The 19,449-nt window shown below is 68.9% G+C and carries 19 protein-coding genes; 13 read left to right on the top strand and 6 right to left on the bottom strand.

Going from position 1 to position 19,449, the window contains the following annotated elements; all coding sequences use genetic code 11:
* Positions 1–11: 11 nt before the first annotated feature.
* The 8 genes from metH to hisG all read left to right on the top strand — a co-directional run bounded on the left by metH (position 12) and on the right by hisG (position 10,551).
* Positions 12–3,581, top strand: coding sequence for a methionine synthase (gene metH, locus C8K38_RS00715; protein WP_097209777.1), 3,570 nt, complete (start codon positions 12–14; stop codon positions 3,579–3,581).
* Positions 3,574–4,287 carry an HAD family hydrolase gene (locus tag C8K38_RS00710; RefSeq protein ID WP_373560212.1) on the top strand — a complete coding sequence of 238 codons (714 nt, stop codon included), beginning with the start codon at positions 3,574–3,576 and terminating at the stop codon, positions 4,285–4,287. The genes metH and C8K38_RS00710 overlap by 8 nt, the downstream gene beginning before the upstream one ends.
* A gap of 25 nt (positions 4,288–4,312) precedes the next feature.
* Positions 4,313–5,824 carry an ABC transporter substrate-binding protein gene (locus C8K38_RS00705; RefSeq protein WP_097209776.1) on the top strand — a complete coding sequence of 504 codons (1,512 nt, stop codon included), beginning with the start codon at positions 4,313–4,315 and terminating at the stop codon, positions 5,822–5,824.
* Between the two features lie 9 nt (positions 5,825–5,833).
* Positions 5,834–6,781, top strand: coding sequence for an ABC transporter permease (locus C8K38_RS00700; RefSeq protein ID WP_097209775.1), 948 nt, complete (start codon positions 5,834–5,836; stop codon positions 6,779–6,781).
* Complete coding sequence (locus C8K38_RS27450) at positions 6,778–7,623, top strand: ABC transporter permease (protein WP_097209774.1); 846 nt, start codon at positions 6,778–6,780, stop codon at positions 7,621–7,623. The genes C8K38_RS00700 and C8K38_RS27450 overlap by 4 nt, the downstream gene beginning before the upstream one ends.
* Complete coding sequence (locus C8K38_RS00690; RefSeq protein WP_257016957.1) at positions 7,620–9,266, top strand: ABC transporter ATP-binding protein; 1,647 nt, start codon at positions 7,620–7,622, stop codon at positions 9,264–9,266. Before C8K38_RS27450 ends, C8K38_RS00690 begins: the two co-directional genes overlap by 4 nt.
* Before the next feature lie 102 nt (positions 9,267–9,368).
* Positions 9,369–9,632, top strand: coding sequence for a phosphoribosyl-ATP diphosphatase (locus C8K38_RS00685; protein WP_027501839.1), 264 nt, complete (start codon positions 9,369–9,371; stop codon positions 9,630–9,632).
* 67 nt (positions 9,633–9,699) lie between these two features.
* The gene (gene hisG / locus C8K38_RS00680; protein ID WP_097209772.1) at positions 9,700–10,551 is read left to right on the top strand and encodes an ATP phosphoribosyltransferase; all 852 of its coding nucleotides are present in this window, start codon (positions 9,700–9,702) and stop codon (positions 10,549–10,551) included.
* 79 nt (positions 10,552–10,630) lie between these two features.
* Here hisG and C8K38_RS00675 read toward each other — a convergent pair whose 3' ends face one another.
* The 3 genes from C8K38_RS00675 to C8K38_RS00665 form a co-directional block, all read right to left on the bottom strand.
* Complete coding sequence (locus tag C8K38_RS00675) at positions 10,631–11,728, bottom strand: NADH:flavin oxidoreductase (RefSeq protein WP_097209965.1); 1,098 nt, start codon at positions 11,726–11,728, stop codon at positions 10,631–10,633.
* A gap of 17 nt (positions 11,729–11,745) precedes the next feature.
* A complete protein-coding gene (locus C8K38_RS00670) occupies positions 11,746–12,261 on the bottom strand; it encodes a nuclear transport factor 2 family protein (RefSeq protein ID WP_097209771.1) in 516 nt (171 codons plus the stop codon).
* Positions 12,262–12,347: 86 nt separating this feature from the next.
* Complete coding sequence (locus C8K38_RS00665; protein ID WP_097209964.1) at positions 12,348–13,022, bottom strand: IclR family transcriptional regulator; 675 nt, start codon at positions 13,020–13,022, stop codon at positions 12,348–12,350.
* Between the two features lie 299 nt (positions 13,023–13,321).
* On the opposite strand from C8K38_RS00665, the gene C8K38_RS00660 reads away from it, so the two are divergent.
* Genes C8K38_RS00660 through C8K38_RS00645 form a run of 4 tightly spaced genes read left to right on the top strand, consistent with a single transcriptional unit; the run spans position 13,322 to position 16,056 of the window.
* Positions 13,322–14,494 carry a Rieske 2Fe-2S domain-containing protein gene (locus tag C8K38_RS00660; RefSeq protein WP_097209770.1) on the top strand — a complete coding sequence of 391 codons (1,173 nt, stop codon included), beginning with the start codon at positions 13,322–13,324 and terminating at the stop codon, positions 14,492–14,494.
* The gene (locus C8K38_RS00655; protein ID WP_097209769.1) at positions 14,494–14,721 is read left to right on the top strand and encodes a hypothetical protein; all 228 of its coding nucleotides are present in this window, start codon (positions 14,494–14,496) and stop codon (positions 14,719–14,721) included. The genes C8K38_RS00660 and C8K38_RS00655 overlap by 1 nt, the downstream gene beginning before the upstream one ends.
* 28 nt (positions 14,722–14,749) lie before the next feature.
* Positions 14,750–15,541 carry an SDR family NAD(P)-dependent oxidoreductase gene (locus C8K38_RS00650; protein ID WP_097209768.1) on the top strand — a complete coding sequence of 264 codons (792 nt, stop codon included), beginning with the start codon at positions 14,750–14,752 and terminating at the stop codon, positions 15,539–15,541.
* Positions 15,538–16,056, top strand: a complete 519-nt coding sequence (locus C8K38_RS00645) for a nuclear transport factor 2 family protein (RefSeq protein ID WP_097209767.1) — start codon at positions 15,538–15,540, stop codon at positions 16,054–16,056. Before C8K38_RS00650 ends, C8K38_RS00645 begins: the two co-directional genes overlap by 4 nt.
* 46 nt (positions 16,057–16,102) lie before the next feature.
* On the opposite strand, the gene C8K38_RS00640 is transcribed toward C8K38_RS00645, so the two are convergent.
* Both C8K38_RS00640 and C8K38_RS00635 read right to left on the bottom strand, forming a co-directional pair.
* Complete coding sequence (locus tag C8K38_RS00640; protein WP_097209766.1) at positions 16,103–16,912, bottom strand: thioesterase family protein; 810 nt, start codon at positions 16,910–16,912, stop codon at positions 16,103–16,105.
* Positions 16,909–17,802: a RecB family exonuclease gene (locus tag C8K38_RS00635; protein WP_373560215.1), complete on the bottom strand. Its 894-nt coding sequence runs from the start codon at positions 17,800–17,802 to the stop codon at positions 16,909–16,911. The genes C8K38_RS00640 and C8K38_RS00635 overlap by 4 nt, the downstream gene beginning before the upstream one ends.
* Positions 17,803–17,917: 115 nt before the next feature.
* Between C8K38_RS00635 and C8K38_RS00630 the strand changes: the two genes are divergently transcribed.
* Positions 17,918–18,781 (top strand): tRNA (adenine-N1)-methyltransferase, encoded by an 864-nt coding sequence (locus C8K38_RS00630; protein WP_027501401.1) that lies wholly within the window; start codon positions 17,918–17,920, stop codon positions 18,779–18,781.
* A 72-nt stretch (positions 18,782–18,853) separates the two neighbouring features.
* Here the strand turns inward: C8K38_RS00630 and C8K38_RS00625 are convergent, their stop codons facing one another.
* Positions 18,854–19,357: a hypothetical protein gene (locus tag C8K38_RS00625; protein ID WP_097209765.1), complete on the bottom strand. Its 504-nt coding sequence runs from the start codon at positions 19,355–19,357 to the stop codon at positions 18,854–18,856.
* Positions 19,358–19,449: the final 92 nt, after the last annotated feature.

Here is a 19,449-nt window from a genome sequence, read left to right as displayed (position 1 = left end):
CTCTGGACGGCATGTCTGCCCCATTTCACTCCGCCCTGTTGGATGCGCTGTCGCAGCGCGTTGTCATCGGCGACGGTGCGATGGGAACCATGCTGCAGGCCGCGGACCTCACCCTCGACGATTTCCTCGGCCTCGAGGGCTGCAACGAGATCCTGAACGAAACCCGCCCTGACGTGCTCGCGGACATCCACCGGGCGTACTTCGAGTCCGGCGCCGACGCCGTCGAGACCAACACCTTCGGATGCAACCTGCCCAACCTCGCCGACTACGACATCTCGCACCGGATCCGCGATCTCTCCGAGCGCGGCACCCGGATCGCCCGCGAGGTCGCCGACGAGATGGGCCCCGGCCGGGACGGCATGGCGCGGTTCGTGCTCGGTTCGATGGGGCCCGGCACCAAGCTCCCCACCCTCGGGCACGCGCCGTTCGCGGTGCTCCGCGACGCGTACACCGAATCCGCACTCGGCATGATCGAGGCGGGCGCCGACGCCATCCTGGTCGAGACCTGCCAGGACCTGCTGCAGGTCAAGGCCGCGATCATCGGTAGCCAGCACGCCATGGAGAAGCTCGGACGCCGGATCCCGATCATCACCCACGTCACCGTCGAGACCACCGGAACCATGTTGCTCGGCAGCGAGATCGGCGCCGCGCTGACCGCGCTCGAGCCGCTCGGCATCGACATGATCGGCCTCAACTGCGCGACCGGTCCCGCGGAGATGAGCGAGCACCTGCGGCACCTGTCCAAGCACTCCACGCTGCCGGTGTCGGTGATGCCGAACGCTGGACTCCCGGTGCTGGGCGCAAACGGTGCCGAATACCCGCTCACCGCACCGGAACTCGCGGAGGCGCTGAGCGGCTTCGTCTCCGAGTTCGGGCTCGGCATGGTCGGCGGTTGCTGCGGCACCACGCCAGACCACATCCGTCAGGTCGCCGATGCGGTGCGCCTGGTCGAGAAGGCCACGCGCACGCCGGTTCCCGAGCCCGGCACGTCCTCGCTGTACGCTGCGGTCCCGTTCGAGCAGGACGCCAGCATCCTGGTGATCGGCGAGCGCACGAACTCCAACGGTTCCAAGGCATTCCGCGATGCGATGATCTCCGGTGACTTCGACCGGTGCATCGACATCGCGAAGGATCAGACCCGCGACGGCGCGCACATGCTCGACCTCAACGTCGACTACGTCGGGCGCGACGGCGCCGCCGACATGACCGAACTCGCGAGCAGGCTCGCGACCGCCTCGACGCTGCCGATCATGATCGACTCGACGGAACCGGACGTGATCCGGGCCGGCCTCGAGCACCTCGGCGGACGGTCCGCGGTCAACTCCGTGAACTACGAGGACGGCGACGGGCCGGATTCGCGGTTCCAGAAGATCATGCGGCTGGTCAAGGAGCACGGCGCCGCCGTCGTCGCGCTGACCATCGACGAGGAGGGTCAGGCGCGCACCGCCGAGCACAAGGTGCGGATCGCGGAGCGGCTGATCGAAGACATCACCGCCAACTGGGGCCTCGACGAGTCCGACATCATCATCGACGCGCTCACCTTCCCGATCTCCACCGGCCAGGAGGAGGTGCGCAAGGACGGCATCGAGACGATCGAGGCGATCCGACAGCTGAAGGCGTCTCACCCCCGGATCCACTTCACCCTCGGCATCTCGAACATCTCGTTCGGACTCAACGCCGCCGCTCGGCAGGTCCTCAACTCGGTCTTCCTGCACGAGTGCACGGAGGCGGGCCTGGACACCGCGATCGTGCACGCGTCCAAGATCCTGCCGATGGCACGGATCCCCGAGGAACAGCGCCAGGTGGCGCTCGACCTGGTCTACGACCGCAGGAGCGAGGGCTACGACCCGCTGCAGAAGCTGATGGAGCTGTTCGAGGGCGTGTCCGCGGCCTCGGCCCGCGAGACCCGCGCGCAGGAGCTCGCCGGTCTACCGCTGTTCGAGCGACTCGAGCGGCGCATCGTCGACGGCGAGCGCAACGGACTCGAGGCCGACCTCGACGAGGCGATGACCGAGAAGCCTCCGCTGGTGATCATCAACGAGACGCTGCTGAACGGCATGAAGATCGTCGGCGAGCTGTTCGGGTCCGGACAGATGCAGCTGCCGTTCGTGCTGCAGTCCGCCGAGGTGATGAAGGCGGCCGTCGCGTACCTCGAGCCGCACATGGAGGCCACCGACGAGGACGGCAAGGGCCGGATCGTGCTGGCCACCGTCAAGGGCGACGTGCACGACATCGGCAAGAACCTGGTCGACATCATCCTGAGCAACAACGGCTACGAGGTGGTCAACCTCGGCATCAAGCAGCCGATCGCGACCATTCTCGACGCGGCGATCGACAAGAAGGCCGACGTGATCGGCATGTCCGGGCTGCTGGTGAAGTCGACCGTGGTGATGAAGGAGAACCTGCAGGAGCTCAACACCAAGGGCGTCTCCGAGCAGTTCCCGGTCCTGCTCGGCGGCGCGGCACTGACGCGGACCTACGTCGAGAACGACCTCGCCGACATCTACGAGGGCGAGGTGTCCTACGCGCGCGACGCCTTCGAAGGCCTGCGCCTGATGGACACCATCATGACGACCAAGCGCGGCGGGGGACCCGACCCGGACAGCCCGGAGGCCATCGCGGCGAAGGAAAAGGCCGCCGAACGCAAGGCGCGGCACGAGCGGTCGAAGCGAATCGCGGAGGCGCGCAAGGCAGCCGAGGTCCCGGTCGAGGTGCCCGAACGTTCCGATGTCGCCACCGACATCGGGATCCCGACGCCGCCGTTCTGGGGCAGCCGCATCGTCAAGGGCATCTCGCTGGCGGACTACTCCGGCCTGCTCGACGAGCGGGCTCTGTTCCTGGGGCAGTGGGGTCTACGCGGGCAGCGGGCCGGTGACGGACCCACCTACGAGGAGCTGGTGGAGACCGAGGGCAGGCCGCGGCTGCGCTACTGGCTGGACCGGCTCAGCACGGACGGCATCCTCGCGCACGCCGCGGTGGTGTACGGCTACTTCCCGGCGGTCTCCGAGGGTGACGACGTGGTCGTGCTCACCGAGCCGACTCCCGATGCGCCGGAACGGTTCCGGTTCACCTTCCCCCGCCAGCACCGGGACCGGTTCCTGTGCATCGCCGACTTCGTGCGCTCGCGCGAGGAGGCTCGGAGCACCGGCCAGGTCGACGTGTTGCCGCTGAACCTGGTGACGATGGGCCAGCCGATCGCGGACTTCGCGAACGAGCTGTTCGCCGCGAACTCGTACCGGGACTATCTGGAGGTGCACGGCATCGGCGTGCAGCTCACCGAGGCACTCGCCGAGTACTGGCACCGTCGCGTCCGCGAGGAGCTGGTGCTGGCGGGCGGTCACAACCTCGCCGAGCAGGATCCCGACGACGTCGAGGACTTCTTCAAGCTCGGTTACCGGGGCGCCCGCTACTCGTTCGGCTACGGCGCCTGCCCCGACCTCGAGGACCGCGCCAAGATGGTGGCCCTGCTCGAGCCGGAGCGGATCGGTGTGGTGCTGTCCGAGGAGTTGCAGCTGCATCCCGAGCAGTCGACCGATGCGTTCGTGCTGCACCACCCCGAGGCCAAGTACTTCAATGTCTGAGGCCTCGGTGTTCGAGGCGGCAATGGCGGTGTCGGGTCCCGATCTCAAGGCTGTGCTCTGGGACATGGACGGCACACTGCTCGACTCCGAGAAGCTCTGGGACGTCGCGATGCACGAGCTCGCCGCCGAACTGGGCGGGGTGATGACGCCGAGCACACGGCACTCGATCATCGGCGCCTCCGGGCCCAATGCGCTGGCGACGATCTTCGGTGCGCTGGAGCTCGATCCGACGGCCGCCGCCCTCGCGGACGCCGCGGCGTGGGTGAACGGCCGTGTCACCGAGCTGTTCTCGCTCGGTATCCCGTGGCGGCCGGGCGCACAGGAGGCGCTGCGCACGGTGCGCGAGAGCGGGCTGCGCACCGCGCTGGTGACCAACACCGAGCGGGTGCTGGCCGAGCAGGCGCTGGACACGTTGGGGCGCGAGCACTTCGACATCACCGTCTGCGGTGACGAGGTCCCGCGTGGCAAGCCGGAGCCGGATCCGTACCTGCGCGCGGCGGAGCTGCTCGGCATCGCTCCGGAACACTGCCTGGCCGTCGAGGATTCGCCGACGGGCTCGGCGGCGGCGGAGGCGGCCGGCTGCGCGGTCCTGGTGGTGCCGTGCGAGGTCGCGGTGCCGACCGGACCGCGGCGGGTGCACCGGGAGAGTCTCGAGGGGATCGGGGAATCGGGCTTCACCGCCGCGTGGCGGACCGTCCACGCCTGAGCCGAGCCATGGCAGGATTCCTGGCATGACGCCTCGGTGGACCGGTCGGCTCCTGCGTGGGGTGGCCGCGTCGACCGTGGCCGTCGCCGTGCTGGCGTCCTGCTCGGCAGGCGCCGGCCTGTCGAGCGCGGGCGGACCGGACACGTTCACCGTCGCGCTCATCGCGAAACCGGACAACCTCGACTTCACCCGCACCGCGGGCGCGGCGATCCCGCAGGCGTTGCTGGACAACGTGTACGAGGGGCTGGTCCGGCTCGACGACCACGGCGCGATAGTCCCGCTGCTGGCCTCCTCGTGGACGACCAGCCCGGACCGCACCGTCTACGAGTTCGTGCTGCGCGAGGACGCGACCTTCTCCAACGGTGAGGCTTTCACCTCCGAGGACGTCAAGTTCAGCCTCGATCGCGTCAAGACCGAGTGGACCGCGAACTCGCCCGCACTGATGGCCGTGGTGGATCGGGTGGAGACTCCGTCGCCGCATCTGGCGCGGGTGATCCTGCGGGCGCCGAGCAACGCCTGGCTGTTCAACATGACCGGTCCCGTCGGTGCCATGTTCACCCCGCGCGGCGTCACCCAGTTGGCCACCACCGCGATCGGAACCGGCCCGTTCACGGTGGCGCGCTGGAACCCGGGCTCGGAGCTGGTGCTCGCGGCCAACCCCCGCTACTGGGGCGCGCAACCGGCTATGAAGACGGTGCGGCTGAAGTACTTTGCCGATGCCACCGCGCAGGCGAACGCGATGCTCAGTGGCGGGGTGGACGCGATCTACAGTCTCGGGGCTCCGCAACTGCTCGGTCAGTTCAGCGCCGATCCCCGGTTCCGGGTCATCGAGGGCGGCACCAACGGCGAGGTCACGCTGTCGATGAACGGGGCGGTCGCGCCCTTCGACGACATCCGGGTCCGCAGGGCGGTGATGTACGCCGTGGATCGGAAGGCCGTGCGGGACACCGCGTATGCGGGCTACGGCGAGCTCATCGGATCGATGGTGCCGCCGACCGACCCCTGGTACGAGGACCTCACCGGCGTGTACCCGTTCGATCCGCAGCGGGCCCGCGAGTTGCTGGCCGAGGCGGGCACCCCGAATCCCGTGGTGCGGTTCGACGTGCCGAACCTGCCCTATGCCACGGCCGCCGCGCAGGTGGTGAGTTCGCAACTGCAGCAGGTCGGTTTCACCGTGAAGACCAACCCGGTCGAGTTCCCCGCGGTCTGGCTCGATTCCGTGTTCGGCAGGCATGCCTACCAGATGTCGGTGATCCAACACGCCGAGCCGCGCGACATCGCCACCTTCGGCAATCCCGAGTACTACTGGGGCTATCGCAATCCCGAGGTCATGCGGTTGCTCGCGGAGGCCGACGCGGCGGACGAGGCCGGCTACGTCGAGAAGATGCGAACGGTGGCGCGGACGATCACCGACGAGGCGGCGGCGAACTGGCTCTTCCTCTTTCCGCTGCTGGCGGTGACCGACGCCGACATCTCCGGGCTCCCGGCGAACGCGACCTCCCTGGCGCTCGACCTGTCCCGGGTGCGGCGCGGGTAGGGCGGCGTGATGGCGATTCAATTGATCAGGCGGCTCGGCATCTTCGCGCTCACCGCGGCATTCGCATCGGTGCTCGTGTTCGCGTTGCTGTCGGTGCTCCCCGGCGATCCGGCACGGATCGCACTGGGGGTGCAGGCCACGGCCGAGGAGGTGGCCAGGGAGCGGACCGCGATGGGCCTCGACGCGCCGGCCCATGTGCGCTACGGCAATTGGGTGTGGGGCATGCTGCACGGCGACATGGGCGAGTCCTACCTGACCAGGCAGCCGGTCGGACCGGAGATCTTCGATCGGCTGCAGGTCACGCTCTGGGTCGTCGGTGCGGCCATGGTGGTCGCGCTGGTCGTCGCGATCCCGCTCGGGGTCCTGGCGGCAGTCCGGCGCAGCAGCCCCGACGGAGTGCTGATCGGCGGGCTCAGCCAGGTGGGCATCGCGATCCCGGCGTTCCTGGCCGGCGTGCTGTTGGTCACCGTGTTCGCCGTCGAGCTGGGCTGGTTGCCGTCGAGCGGTTGGCAGGCGCCGATCGAGGGGATCGGCGGGTTCCTCAGCTATCTGACGTTGCCCGCTTTGGCACTGGGACTCGTCCAGGGCTCGGTGCTGACGCGGTATGTCCGTTCCGCCGTGCTCGACGAGCTGGGGGCGGACTACCTGCGGACAGCGCGGGCCAAGGGCCTGACCCGGACGGGAGCGCTGCTGCGGCACGGGTTGCGCAACGCCGCCGTGCCGGTGGTCACCGTCGCGGGACTCCAGCTGGCCACGCTGCTGATCGGGGCTGTGGTCGTCGAGCGGGTCTTCGTGGTGCCCGGGCTCGGCAGTCTGTTGCTGGACAAGGTCAGTCAGCGGGACATGGCGGAGGTGCAGTCCATCGTGATGGTGCTGGTATTGATGGTGCTGCTGCTCAATCTCGTGGTTGACCTGCTCTACACCGCGATCGACCCCCGCATGCGGAGCGCGGCATGACACAGCATGCGGAGCGCGGCATGAATCGGGTTCGGTGGTCGGGCACGCTGGCCCTGGGTGTCGGACTGGTTGCCGCGGTGGTGCTTGCCGCGCTGCTCTCCTTCGTCTGGACGCCCTACGACCCGACCGTGGTCGACTCCGGTGCGCGGCTGCTGCATCCGAGCGCCCAACACTGGCTGGGTACCGATGATTTCGGCCGGGACATCTTCAGCTCGCTCCTCGTGGGTGCCAGGACGACGCTGCTGGTCGGCGTCGTGGCCGTGGCCATCGCGGCGTCGATCGGCATCCCGATCGGGGTGGCCGCCGGTATGCGCCCCGGTGTGTCGGACGAGATCCTGATGCGTGGCAACGACGTGCTGCTGGCGTTCCCCGCGTTGCTGCTGGCCATCGTCTTCGCCGCGGTCTGGGGCGGGTCGACGGTGACGGCGATGACTGCACTCGGCGTCGGGACCGCGCCCGCCTTTGCTCGCGTCGCCCGCGGCGGCACCAGACAGGTGATGGCCAAGGACTACGTGCTGGCGGCGCGGGCGGCGGGCAAGAGCCCGTTTCGGATCGCGCTGCGGCACGTGCTGCCCAACATCTCCAGCGCGCTGATCGTGCAGGCGTCGGTGACCTTCGCGATCGCCGTACTGGCCGAGGCGGCGCTCTCCTATCTGGGCTTCGGGACCCCTCCGCCGACCCCGTCATGGGGCCGGATGCTGCAGGAGTCGCAGCCGTACCTGTACCTGCAGCCCGCGGTGATGCTGTGGCCCGGCCTGGCGATCGCGCTGACCGTGCTCGGGTTCAACCTGCTCGGCGACGGGCTGCGCGATCGATTCGACCCGAAGACGGTGCGGCAGTGACGGGCCCGCTGGTCGAGGTCTCTGACCTCACCGTCTGCGCGGGCGGTCGCACCCTGCTGGACGGCATCGGGTTCACCCTGAAGCGGGGCGAGCGGCTGGGGCTGATCGGCGAATCCGGGTCGGGCAAATCGCTGACGGCGCTGAGCCTGATGGGGCTGCTGCCGGACCAGCTGTCGGCGACGGGTTCGATCGCCCTCGACGGCGTCGACGCGAATCTCGTCGGTGCTCCGGAGCGGTTGCTGACCTCCCTGCGGGGAGACGACCTGGGGATGGTCTTCCAGGAGCCGATGACGGCGCTGAACCCGTTGATGAAGGTGGGCAGGCAGGTCGCCGAGGTGATCGAGCTCCACGACGGCGCGCTGAGCCGCGGCGAGCGGCGGGAGGCGGCGCTCGCGCAGCTCGCCGCGGTCAACCTCCCCGATCCGGCGCGTATCGCGCGGTCCTATCCGCACGAACTGTCCGGTGGGCAGCGACAGCGGGTCCTGATCGCCATCGCGATGGCGAACCGCCCTCGGGTGCTGATCTGCGACGAGCCGTCCACCGCTCTCGACGTGACCGTGCAGGCGCAGATCCTCGACCTGATCGACACCACGGTCCGCGAGCACGACACCGCGTTGCTGTTCATCACCCATGACCTGGCCGTGGTCTCCGCGCTGTGCGACCGGGTGCTGGTGATGCGGGACGGGTCGATCCTCGAGTCCGGACCGATCGAGCGGGTGTTCGGGGCTCCGCAGCACCCTTACACCCGCGCCCTGCTCGAGGCGTCGGACCTGAGCGGGTCGACGCTCGGCGGGACGGTGGCGGCGGGATCGGGGCCGGGGGAGCCAACGGTTGCCGCGCCGGTGTCGAATGAACAGGCCGAGCCGCTGGTGTCCGTACGGGGGCTCGGCCGCACCTACCGGGGGTCGCGGTCCACGCTGTGGCGTCGCGCGGTGCCGGTGCACGCATTGGCCGACGCGTCGTTCGACATCGGTCGCGGCCGGCGGTTCGGCGTGGTCGGCGAATCGGGATCGGGCAAGTCCACGCTGATCCGGTTGCTGTGTGCCCTCGACACACCGACGGCGGGTTCGATCGTGGTGGACGGGCAGGAGATCGTCGGGGCACGGGAACGGGAGCTGCGGCAGTTCCGGCGCGATGTCTCCATCGTCTTCCAGGATCCGATGGGTTCGCTGGACCCGCGGATGAAGGTCGGCGACGTGGTGTCCGAGCCGCTCGACACGCGCGCGGGCTCGGCCGAGGCCGTCGCCCAGATGCTCACCGCCGTCGGGCTCGAACCGGCGATGGCACACCGGTACCCGCACCAGTTCTCCGGCGGTCAACGTCAACGCATCTCGATCGCCCGCGCACTGATCACCAAGCCGAAGATCCTGGTGGCGGACGAGCCGGTCAGCGCGCTCGACGTCTCGGTCCGCGCTCAGGTCCTCGACCTGCTGGCCGAACTGGTCGACGAGTACGGGCTGACGTTGCTGTTCGTCTCGCACGATCTGGCCGTGGTCCGGCACGTGTGCGATGTGGTCGCGGTGATGCATCGGGGCCGGATCGTGGAGTGCGGACCGACCGAGGACGTGTACGAGCGGCCGCGGGAGGAGTACACCCGAACGCTCATCGCGAGCGCTCCGAAACTGGTCCTGCCGGAGGTCTGATCCCCCGTAGCGACTGCTTGCAGGTCGCTCGAAACAACACTGGGGGCGGGTTGTGGCGGGGCGGTGGGGAGTCCCGGCTCGTCCGTGAAAGAATCGTGACCCGTGAAGACCTTCGATTCGCTGTTCGCCGAGCTGACCGACCGTGCCGCCACCCGTCCCGAGGGCTCCGGCACCGTGGCCGCGTTGGACGCGGGCGTCCATGCGCAGGGCAAGAAGGTGCTCGAGGAGGCGGGTGAGGTGTGGATCGCCGCCGAGCACGAGAGTGACGAGTCGCTGTCCGAGGAGATCTCGCAGCTGCTCTATTGGGTGCAGGTGTTGATGGTCGGTCGTGGCCTCAAGCTCGAGGACGTCTACCGACATCTGTGAGTCGCGCTCCGCACCGACTCCGCACGTCCTCTGGCCACTTTCTCGCCATTTCCGGAAGGAACACCCCATGCTGCGCGTCGCAGTACCGAACAAGGGCTCGCTGTCCGAGTCCGCCGCCGAGATCCTCGACGAGGCCGGCTACCGCCGCCGTACCGACTCCCGCGACCTGACCGTCCTCGATCCGGCGAACCAGGTCGAGTTCTTCTTCCTCCGTCCCAAGGACATCGCGATCTACGTCGGGTCCGGCGAACTCGACCTCGGCATCACCGGTCGTGACCTCGCCCTCGACTCCGGCGCCCCGGTCTCCGAGCGGCTGTCGCTCGGGTTCGGTCGTTCGAGCTTCCGCTATGCGGCCCCCGCGGGCAAGGAGTGGTCGCCCGCCGACCTGGCAGGCCTGCGGATCGCGACCTCGTACCCGAACCTGGTCCGCAGGGACCTCGCCGCCCGCGGCATCGAGGCGACCGTCATCCGTCTGGACGGCGCCGTGGAGATCTCGATCCAGCTCGGCGTCGCGGACGCCATCGCCGATGTCGTCGGTTCCGGCCGCACACTGCGCCAGCACAACCTGGTGGCCTTCGGTGAATCCCTCTGCGACTCCGAGGGGGTGCTGATCCAGCGCGAGGGCTCGGACGGAACCGACAAGGCGCGCAATCAGCTGATCGCCCGCGTGCAGGGCGTCGTCTTCGCGCAGCAGTACCTGATGCTCGACTACGACTGCCCGCGCGGCCTGCTCGACGAAGCGCTGCGGATCACCCCCGGCCTGGAGTCGCCGACGATCTCGCCGCTTGCCGACGAGGCGTGGGTCGCGATCCGCGCGCTGGTGCCGCGCAAGGTCAGCAACGACGTGATGGATCAGCTCGCCGAGATCGGCGCCAAGGCGATCCTGGCGTCCGACATCAGGTCCTGCCGGGCCTTCTGACGCGGCGGTATCTGCGCCGACAACCTCGAACGGCCCCGGTCACACCTCAGGTGTGACCGGGGCCGTCGACGTTCCGTGGTCAGTACAGCCGGCGCTCGTGCAAGTTGCGGTCGAACGCCGGGACGGGCCCGCCGTCGCGGAGGATCGTCGCGAGGGCCGGATCGGCCAGGTGTAGTCGTCCGATGGCGACGAGGTCGAACTCCTCGTCCTCGAGCCTGCGGAGGAGCCCGTCGAGATCCGCGGGCCTCGGCGTGCCTGCATCGCGAAGCGACTTGTCGAGCCCCACGCTGCCCACCGCCATGCTGACCGCGCCGGTCAGCTTCTTCGCCCAGCCGGCCAGGGTCAGCTCGCTGCCCTCGAACGCGGGGGCGTCGAACCGGCGGATGCTCGCGTCGAGCACGTCCACGCCTGCCTCGACCAGCGCGTTCAGGACGACGGCGAGTTCGTCGGGGGTGTCCGCGATCCGCGCCGCGTAGTCCTGCTGCTTGTGTTGCGAGAACCGGTAGAAGATCGGCAGGTCGGGACCGATCTCGCGCCGGATCGCCCGCACCACCTCCGCCGGGAACTCCGTACGTCGTTGCAGGTCACCGCCCCAGTGATCGTTTCGCTGGTTCGTCGACTCCCACAGGAAGGCGTCCAGCAGGTAACCGTGCCCGGCGTGGATCGCGATCCCGTCGAACCCGACGTCGACCGCATTGCGCGCCGACCGCACGTAACCGTCGATGACGTCCGCGATGTCGCGCTCGGTCATCGCCTGGGTGGGAACGCTCGCCCGCGCGAGGTAGTCCTCCGGGTAGACGGTCTTGCCGACCCGCCCCCACAGCCCGGAGGGGCGCATCGGCGTCAGTGCCGGATCCACCGCGCGCATCGCGCCCCACAGCGGGCCGACGTGCCACAGCTGGGGAATGATCCTGCCGCCTGCCGCGTGCACCTCGTCGACCACGGTGCGCCATCCCGCCAGTGCCGATTCTCCGTGCAGGCGGGGGACTCTGGTGCTGTCGACGGCCGTCGGGTGGTCGATCGCCACGCCCTCGGTGATCAGCAGGCCGGTACCGCCCTCGGCACGCCGCCGATAGTAGGCGGCCACCTCCGGGCCGGGGACCCCGGCAGGGGAGTGCTCTCGTGTCATGGGGGACATGACGATCCGGTTCGGCAGCGCCAGCGACCGGATCTGCATCGGGGCGAAGAGCGGATTCACAGCGCCTGCAGGTAGTCGAAGAAACCCTCGGTGACGTCCTCACGCAGCCGGGTGAGCTTTCGATAGCTGATCAGCCAGTGGCCGTTCACCTTTCGGTACTCTTCGTGGTAGTGCCCGTAGCCGTGGAGGTGCTCCTCGTGGTCGCCGTTGGTCCACCACAGCTTGTCCTCCATCGCCCAGATCCCGCGGGCGGTGTCGTCGGAGGTCAACTCGATCTCCGGGGTGTGGCCGTGGTGCACGGTGGTCACCGCGGTCGATCCGCCGAGGAGGGTGCTGATCGCGCGGGTCAGTTTGTCCTTGCCCACGACGCGGTTCGAGGTGCCCTCGGTCTGTGGCTGCTTGTCTCCGGGCAGGCCGCCCCACGTCTCGGAGACCACGTCGTCGGTGTGCAGCGTCGGGTAGACGTCCCACTGCTTGTTGTCCATGCACCGCAGCCGGGCCGCGAAGGTGCGCTTGATCTGCTCGATCGCCAGGAGTTGTTCGGGGGCGGTCAGTGTGAGCTCGGAGTTCATGGCAACACGCTGTCAGGGAGCCGGCGCGCGGGCAATTCTCGTTTCCGATCAGCGGACTCAGGCCAGGTCAGGGCGGGGAGGCCGGGTCAGGCTCGCGGCCAACCCGCTCCGGTGAGGTCGAAGTAGTGCGCGATCGCCGCCGCCGCCATCCGCACGGGCGCCGCATGCCGTTGGTCGAACTTCAACCGGTCCATCGGTCCGCTGACCGACAGGCCGACCTCGGCACCGCCCAGTGATCCGACACGCGCTCCGATGCAACCGAACCCGGTGACGCAGGTACCGAACGAGACGCCGGGCCGTGGTGCCGACGCGAGCAGCGCCTTGCCGATTGTCGACGATCGCGCGGGTATGCGTGTCCCGACCCGTGTCCGCAGGTGGGGCGCCGCGGAACCACCGACCTTCTCGAGGTAGAGCACGTCCTTGCCATCGAGAACACCCAGATGGACGACGTGGCCCGTCACCAGGTGCAGTTCGCGTAGCAGCGGTGTCACCACCCGGTCGACACTGTCCCGGTACAGCGACAGCGCCCCGAGTTCGGCGAGCGTGTCCCCGAGTTCGTACTCGGCACCCCTGCGGCGGAGCCACCCCATCCGCACCAACTGCTCGAGCATCCGGAGCGTGCTCGTCCGGGGTATGCCGGTTCCGCGGGACACCTCCGTCAGGCTGAGCCGCGGCGCGCTCCGGAAGGTGTCCAGGACCAGGGAGAGTCGATCGAGCGTGGAGGTGGGCAGGCTCGCTTTCGAGCTGTCTCCGGCCGACATTGTCATCTCCTCCCGTGCGACCTTCGCGGCATCGCCGACGGACCTCCGGGCGTGCGCAGGCACTGACATCCCACCGTGGGGAGCGGTGCGACGCCATGGGGTCGTCCGTTCAGTGGGATGACCAGGGGGAGGCGGACGGCCAGCAGTGCGGTGCCGGCGGCACTGGAGCTGCCCGACACGACTGACCTGCGTCTATTCCGGTCAGCGGGTGCGCGAATTGAGGCAGGTTCGCCGGGCTGAGAAGGTCACCTCACGCGGTGACCGTGATCACATTGACCCCGCCGCGGCCGACCCTGTGAATGCCGAGACAAACGAGAGGACCCGCTGTGGACATCGAGGAATCCGATGAGGTTCGCATCATCGACGAGGGCACCCCGCCCGCTCGCTTCGCACGTGGCTGGCACTGCCTGGGGCTGGCGGAGGAGTTCCGCGACGGGAAGCCGCACTCCATCGAGGCCTTCGGGACCAAGCTCGTCGTGTTCGCCGACAGCAACGGCGAGATCAAGATCCTCGACGCCTTCTGCAGGCACATGGGCGGCGACCTGAGCCAGGGCACGGTCAAGGGCGATTCGATCGCCTGCCCGTTCCACGACTGGCGCTGGGGCGGCAACGGCAAGTGCACCGGCATCCCCTACGCCCGCCGCGTCCCGCCGCTGGCCCGCGCCCGCGCCTGGGAGATCATGGAGCAGGACGAGCTGCTGTTCGTCTGGAACGACCCGGAGGGCAATCCGCCCCCACCGGAGGTCGCGATCCCAGCCATGCGGGCCGACGATGCCGAGTGGACCGACTGGCAGTGGAAGTCGATCGTCATCGACACCAACTGCCGCGAGATCATCGACAACGTCGTCGACATGGCGCACTTCTTCTACGTGCACTACTCGTTCCCGACGTACTTCAAGAACATCTTCGAGGGACACGTCGCGATCCTGGAACAGGCAGGCGTCGGCCGCGAGGACATCACCGAGTGGACCGACCCCGATGTCCCGCAGCTGGTCGGCCACGGCTCGATCGCGGCCTACCACGGGCCGTCGTTCATGATCGACGACCTCGTCTACCACTACGACAAGTACGACGTCGAGTCCGTCCTGATCAACTGCCACTACCCGATCTCACCGAACCAATTCGTGCTGATGTACGGCATCTCCGTGAAGAAGACCGAGCAGATCCCGGCGGAGATCGCCGACCAACTGGTCGACGCGATGATCGGCTACATCGGTGTCGGCTTCGAGCAGGACATCGAGATCTGGAAGAACAAGACCCGGATCGAGAACCCGCTGCTCACCACCGAGGACGGCCCGGTCTACCAGCTGCGCCGCTGGTACGAGCAGTTCTACGTCGACGTCGCCGACGTCAAGCCGGAGATGGTTGACCGCTTCGAGTTCGAGCTCGACACCACAAGGCCGGTCGAGGCGTGGAAGCAGGAAGTGGCCGACAACATCGCCCGCAAGGCCGACGCGGAGGCCTCGGCCTGATGGAGCCGGTCGATTGCGAACGTTGCGGCAACCGGGTGCTCGTCGAGAAGAACAGCTGGGAGCACACCACTGTCCAGTGGAGCACCGACCACCCCGAGGTCATCTGCGAGGAGTACCGGGACGACCCGACACTGACGCTGCGCGGGGCCCGAGTGGGGCGCTGCCCCGCACTGCGTGAATCCATCGTCGCGGCCGCCGTGGACGGACGCATCGCCGTCCCCGACTGACAACCGACCCAAAGGAATCGAGACAACGATGATCGACAAAGACAAGTACGGCCCATGGGCTGTCATCGCAGGCGGCTCGGAGGGCGTCGGTGCCGGGTTCGCCGAGGAACTGGCAGAGGCCGGACTGAACCTCGTGCTGCTCGCCCGCAAACCCGGCCCCCTCGAGGAGACCGCGGCCAAGGCGCGAGCTCACGGAGTCGAGGTGCGCACCCTCGCCGTCGACCTCCTGGCGGCGGATGCCGTCGAACGGATCCGGGAGACCACCGCGGATCTCGACGTGGGACTGCTGATCTTCAATGCCGGTGCCAACACCTACGGCCACGAGTTCGTCACCGGCGACCTCGACGCCTGCCGAAAGGTCCTCACGCTCAACATCGACCGCCAACTGGAGCTCTCCCAGGTCTTCGGCGCACCGATGCGCGAACGCGGCCGCGGTGGCATCATCCTGCTCGGCTCGCTGGCCGGTTTCGTCGGCGCGGAACACATGAGCATCTACGCGGCGGCAAAGGCATTCAGCCGCGTCTTCGCCGAGGGACTCTGGCTCGAGATGGCCGAGCACGGCGTCGATGTGCTCGAACTCGTCCTCGGCGTCACCCGGACGCCCGCCATGGAACGAGCCGGCCTCGATTTCGATCTACCCGGTCTCAACGCCTCAGATCCCTATGCGGTCGCGCGCGAGGGTCTCGACCACCTCGCCGATGGACCGATCTGGGTCGCGGGCGGCAACTACGAGCTGGCCGCCGGCCGTGCCGGCTTCCCCCGCGCCGAGATCGTCAGGGCAGCGTCCGCCGAGGCCCGCGCGATGATGGGGCGCCGATGACCGAGACAGATCCGGGTTTCGAGCGTCGGTTGCTCGTCCTCGAGCAACGCCTTGGGATACTCGAGGACCACAACGCGATCATGCGACTCATGTACTCCTACGGCCCGAGCGTGGACAGCGGCCTCGACGATGTGGTCGGCGGCCTCTGGATCGAGGACGGCGTCTACGACGTCGACACCGGGCGGATGGCCGGCCGACGGGCGATCGAGGACATGGTCCGGACCCACCCGCACCAGGGCTTCATCCAGCAAGGATGCGGACACATCATGAGTCCGGCACACATCACCGTCGACGGCGACACGGCCGTGGCGGTGTGTCACACGCAGCTGATTCTCCGACAGCCCGATGGGAGCGGCTATCAGGTGAGCCGGGTCACGGCTAACAGGTGGGAGCTGATCCGCACCAAGGACGGGTGGCGGGTCACGACGCGGACCAGCCGAATCCTCGACGGGCAGAAGGGTTCACGAGCGATCCTCGCGAGTGCCTTTCGGCAGGGGGACTCAGTCCCGCGATAGCGCACGGGCGGCCGCGCACCGGGGTGCGCGGCCGCCCGTCTCACCGTTATCTCGCCCGAACCTGCACTGTCTGATTGATCCGGCCGACCGGCCCCGACTCGTCGTGCAGTACGCCCGCGCACATCCCGACCCCGTCCGGGCCGTAGGAAGTCTCCGCGGCGATGCCGACCCACTCGTCCTCTGGCACCCGGAACAGGTGCACCGTCAGGTCGGTGTTGAGGAAGGTCCACTCGGCCGGGTCCAGCTTGGTGCCGACCCCGTTCGCGACATCGGCCACCACGAACAACCGCTGGACGGGGGAGAGCGGTTCGCCCTCCACGAGAACGGCATTCGGGCGCGCCCACATCTGCCCCGGACCCTCGCAGCCGATGTCGGACAGCCACATCCACTCGAGGCTGGTGACGAACCCGGTGTCCCAGAACGGGCCCTCCAGCGCCGTCTCGTGGGCCTGCGACCGCGGGGCCAGTGCGGGGTCGCAGGCGTGCGCGACGGCAGAAGAGTCGGCGGTCTGCATGCGCCAGCCGGTGCCGCGGGCCGCGGCGCGGGAGGTGCCGTCCGGGCTGGTGGCCCAGAGCTCGGCGACCACCAGCTCCACCCGCTTGCCGGGACGCTCGACCCAGGACCGGACCTCGATCTCGGAAATCGGTACCGGGCCGAGGATCTCGATGACCACCCGGGTGAGTCGGGCGTCCTCGCGTGGTGCGCATCGTTCCAGCGCGCGCACCAGCAGAGCCGACGGGGGAGCGCCGTGCTGCATGGTGTTTCCCCAGGTGCTCTCCGTCAGCGCGGTGCTGGCAAAGCGTTCGGTGCCGTTGGCGTCTCGTCCCAGCGGGATGTAGTAGGCCTGGTCACTCACTCGACGATCTCCTCGAACTTCTGCACTTCATCTGCCGGGCTCTCTGGCCACCCCGGATAGGGCGGCGGCGTGCCACCGAACTCGGGGCAGCGCACCTTATGATCGCACCAGCTGCACAGGCGCCCCGGCTTCGGTCGGAAGTCACCCGTCTGGCCCGCGGCGAGGATCGCCTTCCAGATCGCGGACAGGGTCCGCTCGAATCGCAGCAACTCGGCCTCGTCCGGTGCGTAGGTGAGGATTTCGCCGTCGGTGAGGTAGATCAGCCGTAGCTGTGCGGGCACGATCCCGCGGGTGCGCAGCAGCACCAGCGCGTAGAACTTCATCTGGAACAGCGCCTTGGATTCGGTCATCTCGCGCGGCGCGCGGCCGGTCTTGTAGTCGACGACGCGGACCTCACCGGTGGGCGCGACGTCGATCCGGTCCACGAAGCCGCGCAGCAGCACCCCGTTGTCGAGTTCGGTCTCGACTCGCAGCTCGCAGGACTCCGGCTCGAAGCGGGTGGGGTCCTCGAGCTTGTAGTAGCCCTCGATCAGCGTGCGGGCCTCGTCGAGGAACGCGGCCCGCTCCTCGGCGGGGACGGTCTCGGCGACGTCGGGGGATTCGGCGAGCAGGTGTTCCCACGCCGGGTCGACCAGGGACACCGCGCGGTCGGGGACCCGCTCCTGGGCGGGCAGGCCGTACAGCGACTCCAGTGCCGCGTGCACCAGCGTGCCCTTCAGCTGCGCCTTGGACGGCGCCTCCGGGATCCGGTCGACCGCGCGGAAGCGGTACAGCAGCGGGCACTGCTTGAAGTCGCCCGCGCGGGAGGGGGACAGGGCGGGCCGTGAGCGAGGGCGCTCGGTCCCTGTGTCGGCGGCGGCGGCGGAGGACTCGGCAGGGGGCGTCGACACGGGAGAGCTCACACCTGGCAGGGTATGCGGCGGGTCCGACACCGCTGTCGGGGCCGGCGCGTGGGTCGCCGGGAATGCTGAATACGAGGAGATCTGAGTCGTGGCTGGGCAAGACGTGAGCGCACGCGAGAAGCGACCGACCGGACCGTTTCGGGAGGGCGACCGCGTTCAGCTCACCGACGCGAAGGCGCGCAAGTACACGGTGGTCCTCGAGGCGGGCAAGGAGTTCCACACCCATCGCGGCGGGATCGTGCACAACGACCTGATCGGCGCCCCCGAGGGCAGCGTCGTCACCTCCACCAACGGGACCCCGTACCTGGCGCTGCGGCCGCTGCTCGTCGACTACGTGCTGTCCATGCCCCGCGGCGCGCAGGTGATCTACCCGAAGGACGCCGCGCAGATCGTGCACGAGGGCGATGTTTTCCCGGGGGCGCGGGTGCTCGAGGCCGGAGCCGGCTCGGGCGCGCTGACCTGTTCGCTGCTGCGCGCGGTCGGGCCCGAGGGCAAGGTCATCTCGTACGAGGTGCGCGACGATCACGCCGAGCACGCGGTCCGCAATGTCGAGACCTTCTTCGGCGGCCGCCCCGACAACTGGGAGCTCACGGTCGCGGACCTGGCGGACTTCGACGCCGAGGCGAACGGCGGCCCGGTGGACCGGGTGATCCTGGACATGCTCGCGCCATGGGAGACGTTGCCCGCGGTGTCGAAGGCGCTGGTGCCCGGCGGCGTGCTCATCGTCTACGTCGCGACGGTGACCCAGCTGTCGCGGGTGGTCGAGGCGCTGCGTGAGCAGGAGTGCTGGACCGAGCCGCGGTCCTGGGAGTCGATCGTGCGCGGGTGGCACGTCGTCGGCCTCGCCGTGCGTCCGGAACACCGGATGCAGGGCCACACCGCGTTCCTGGTCAGCGCGCGCAAGCTGGCCGAGGGAACCGTCACCCCGAAGCCGCAGCGCCGCGCGGGCAAGGACAAGAAGGTCTAGAGCAGGCGCTTCGCGCCCGTGAGCACTTCTGGACCCCATGGGGACCGGAACCACTCACGGGCGGCGGAGCCGCTACTTCACGCAGGTGAGCTTGCCCATCGAGAAGATGGTGCACGCGGCGTCCTCGGAGATGACCCACTTGCCGTCGACCTGATCGAAGACGACCTCGGATGCGGCGCCGCCGTGCGGGCCCGCGATGGTCGTGGTGGCCGAGACCGTGTCGTCGTCGACCGCGGTCACCTTGGTCACCTCGGCGGTGAGCGGGTAGCCCTGGAGCACCCCGTTGAACTGCTCGAGCACCGCCGCCTGGCTGGTGCCGTCCTCGACGAGCGCGGCCTTCTCGGTGGTGCCGACGGCCGGGTCGAAGAAGGTCACGAGGGTGGCCTGCAGCTCGGCGGCGCTCGGGGCCGCGGCGGCCGCGGCCGCGGCGCTGGCGCTGGCGCTGGTGCCGGTGCTGGTCGACGCGGCGGAGGTGCTGGTGTCCGACGCGCTGGACGAGTCGTCCGAGCTGCAGGAGGCGACTCCTACGGCCAGTGCGATGGTTCCGACGGCGATGAGGGACTTGCGAATGATCACGAGTTGGGCCTTTCTCGTTGGCTACGGTGCCAATTAGTCAGGTAAGGCTAACATCAGAGATGGTGCGGGTGAGGCGGCTCGCCGTCCCACAC

It is taken from the genome of Rhodococcus sp. OK611, from assembly GCF_003050885.1.
GTDB classification, from domain to species: domain Bacteria; phylum Actinomycetota; class Actinomycetes; order Mycobacteriales; family Mycobacteriaceae; genus Rhodococcus_G; species Rhodococcus_G oryzae.
Note: the sequence above shows the minus strand (reverse complement) of the source record. Positions and strands in the feature narration are given on the sequence as shown.

Coding starts and splice junctions, on each gene's coding strand:
- metH (WP_097209777.1), top strand. CDS start 12: ATGTCTGCCCCATTTCACTCCGCCCTGTTGGATGCGCTGTCGCAGCGC.
- C8K38_RS00710 (WP_373560212.1), top strand. CDS start 3,574: ATGTCTGAGGCCTCGGTGTTCGAGGCGGCAATGGCGGTGTCGGGTCCC.
- C8K38_RS00705 (WP_097209776.1), top strand. CDS start 4,313: ATGACGCCTCGGTGGACCGGTCGGCTCCTGCGTGGGGTGGCCGCGTCG.
- C8K38_RS00700 (WP_097209775.1), top strand. CDS start 5,834: ATGGCGATTCAATTGATCAGGCGGCTCGGCATCTTCGCGCTCACCGCG.
- C8K38_RS27450 (WP_097209774.1), top strand. CDS start 6,778: ATGACACAGCATGCGGAGCGCGGCATGAATCGGGTTCGGTGGTCGGGC.
- hisG (WP_097209772.1), top strand. CDS start 9,700: ATGCTGCGCGTCGCAGTACCGAACAAGGGCTCGCTGTCCGAGTCCGCC.
- C8K38_RS00675 (WP_097209965.1), bottom strand. CDS start 11,728: ATGCAGATCCGGTCGCTGGCGCTGCCGAACCGGATCGTCATGTCCCCC.
- C8K38_RS00670 (WP_097209771.1), bottom strand. CDS start 12,261: ATGAACTCCGAGCTCACACTGACCGCCCCCGAACAACTCCTGGCGATC.
- C8K38_RS00665 (WP_097209964.1), bottom strand. CDS start 13,022: ATGTCGGCCGGAGACAGCTCGAAAGCGAGCCTGCCCACCTCCACGCTC.
- C8K38_RS00660 (WP_097209770.1), top strand. CDS start 13,322: ATGCCGAGACAAACGAGAGGACCCGCTGTGGACATCGAGGAATCCGAT.
- C8K38_RS00655 (WP_097209769.1), top strand. CDS start 14,494: ATGGAGCCGGTCGATTGCGAACGTTGCGGCAACCGGGTGCTCGTCGAG.
- C8K38_RS00650 (WP_097209768.1), top strand. CDS start 14,750: ATGATCGACAAAGACAAGTACGGCCCATGGGCTGTCATCGCAGGCGGC.
- C8K38_RS00645 (WP_097209767.1), top strand. CDS start 15,538: ATGACCGAGACAGATCCGGGTTTCGAGCGTCGGTTGCTCGTCCTCGAG.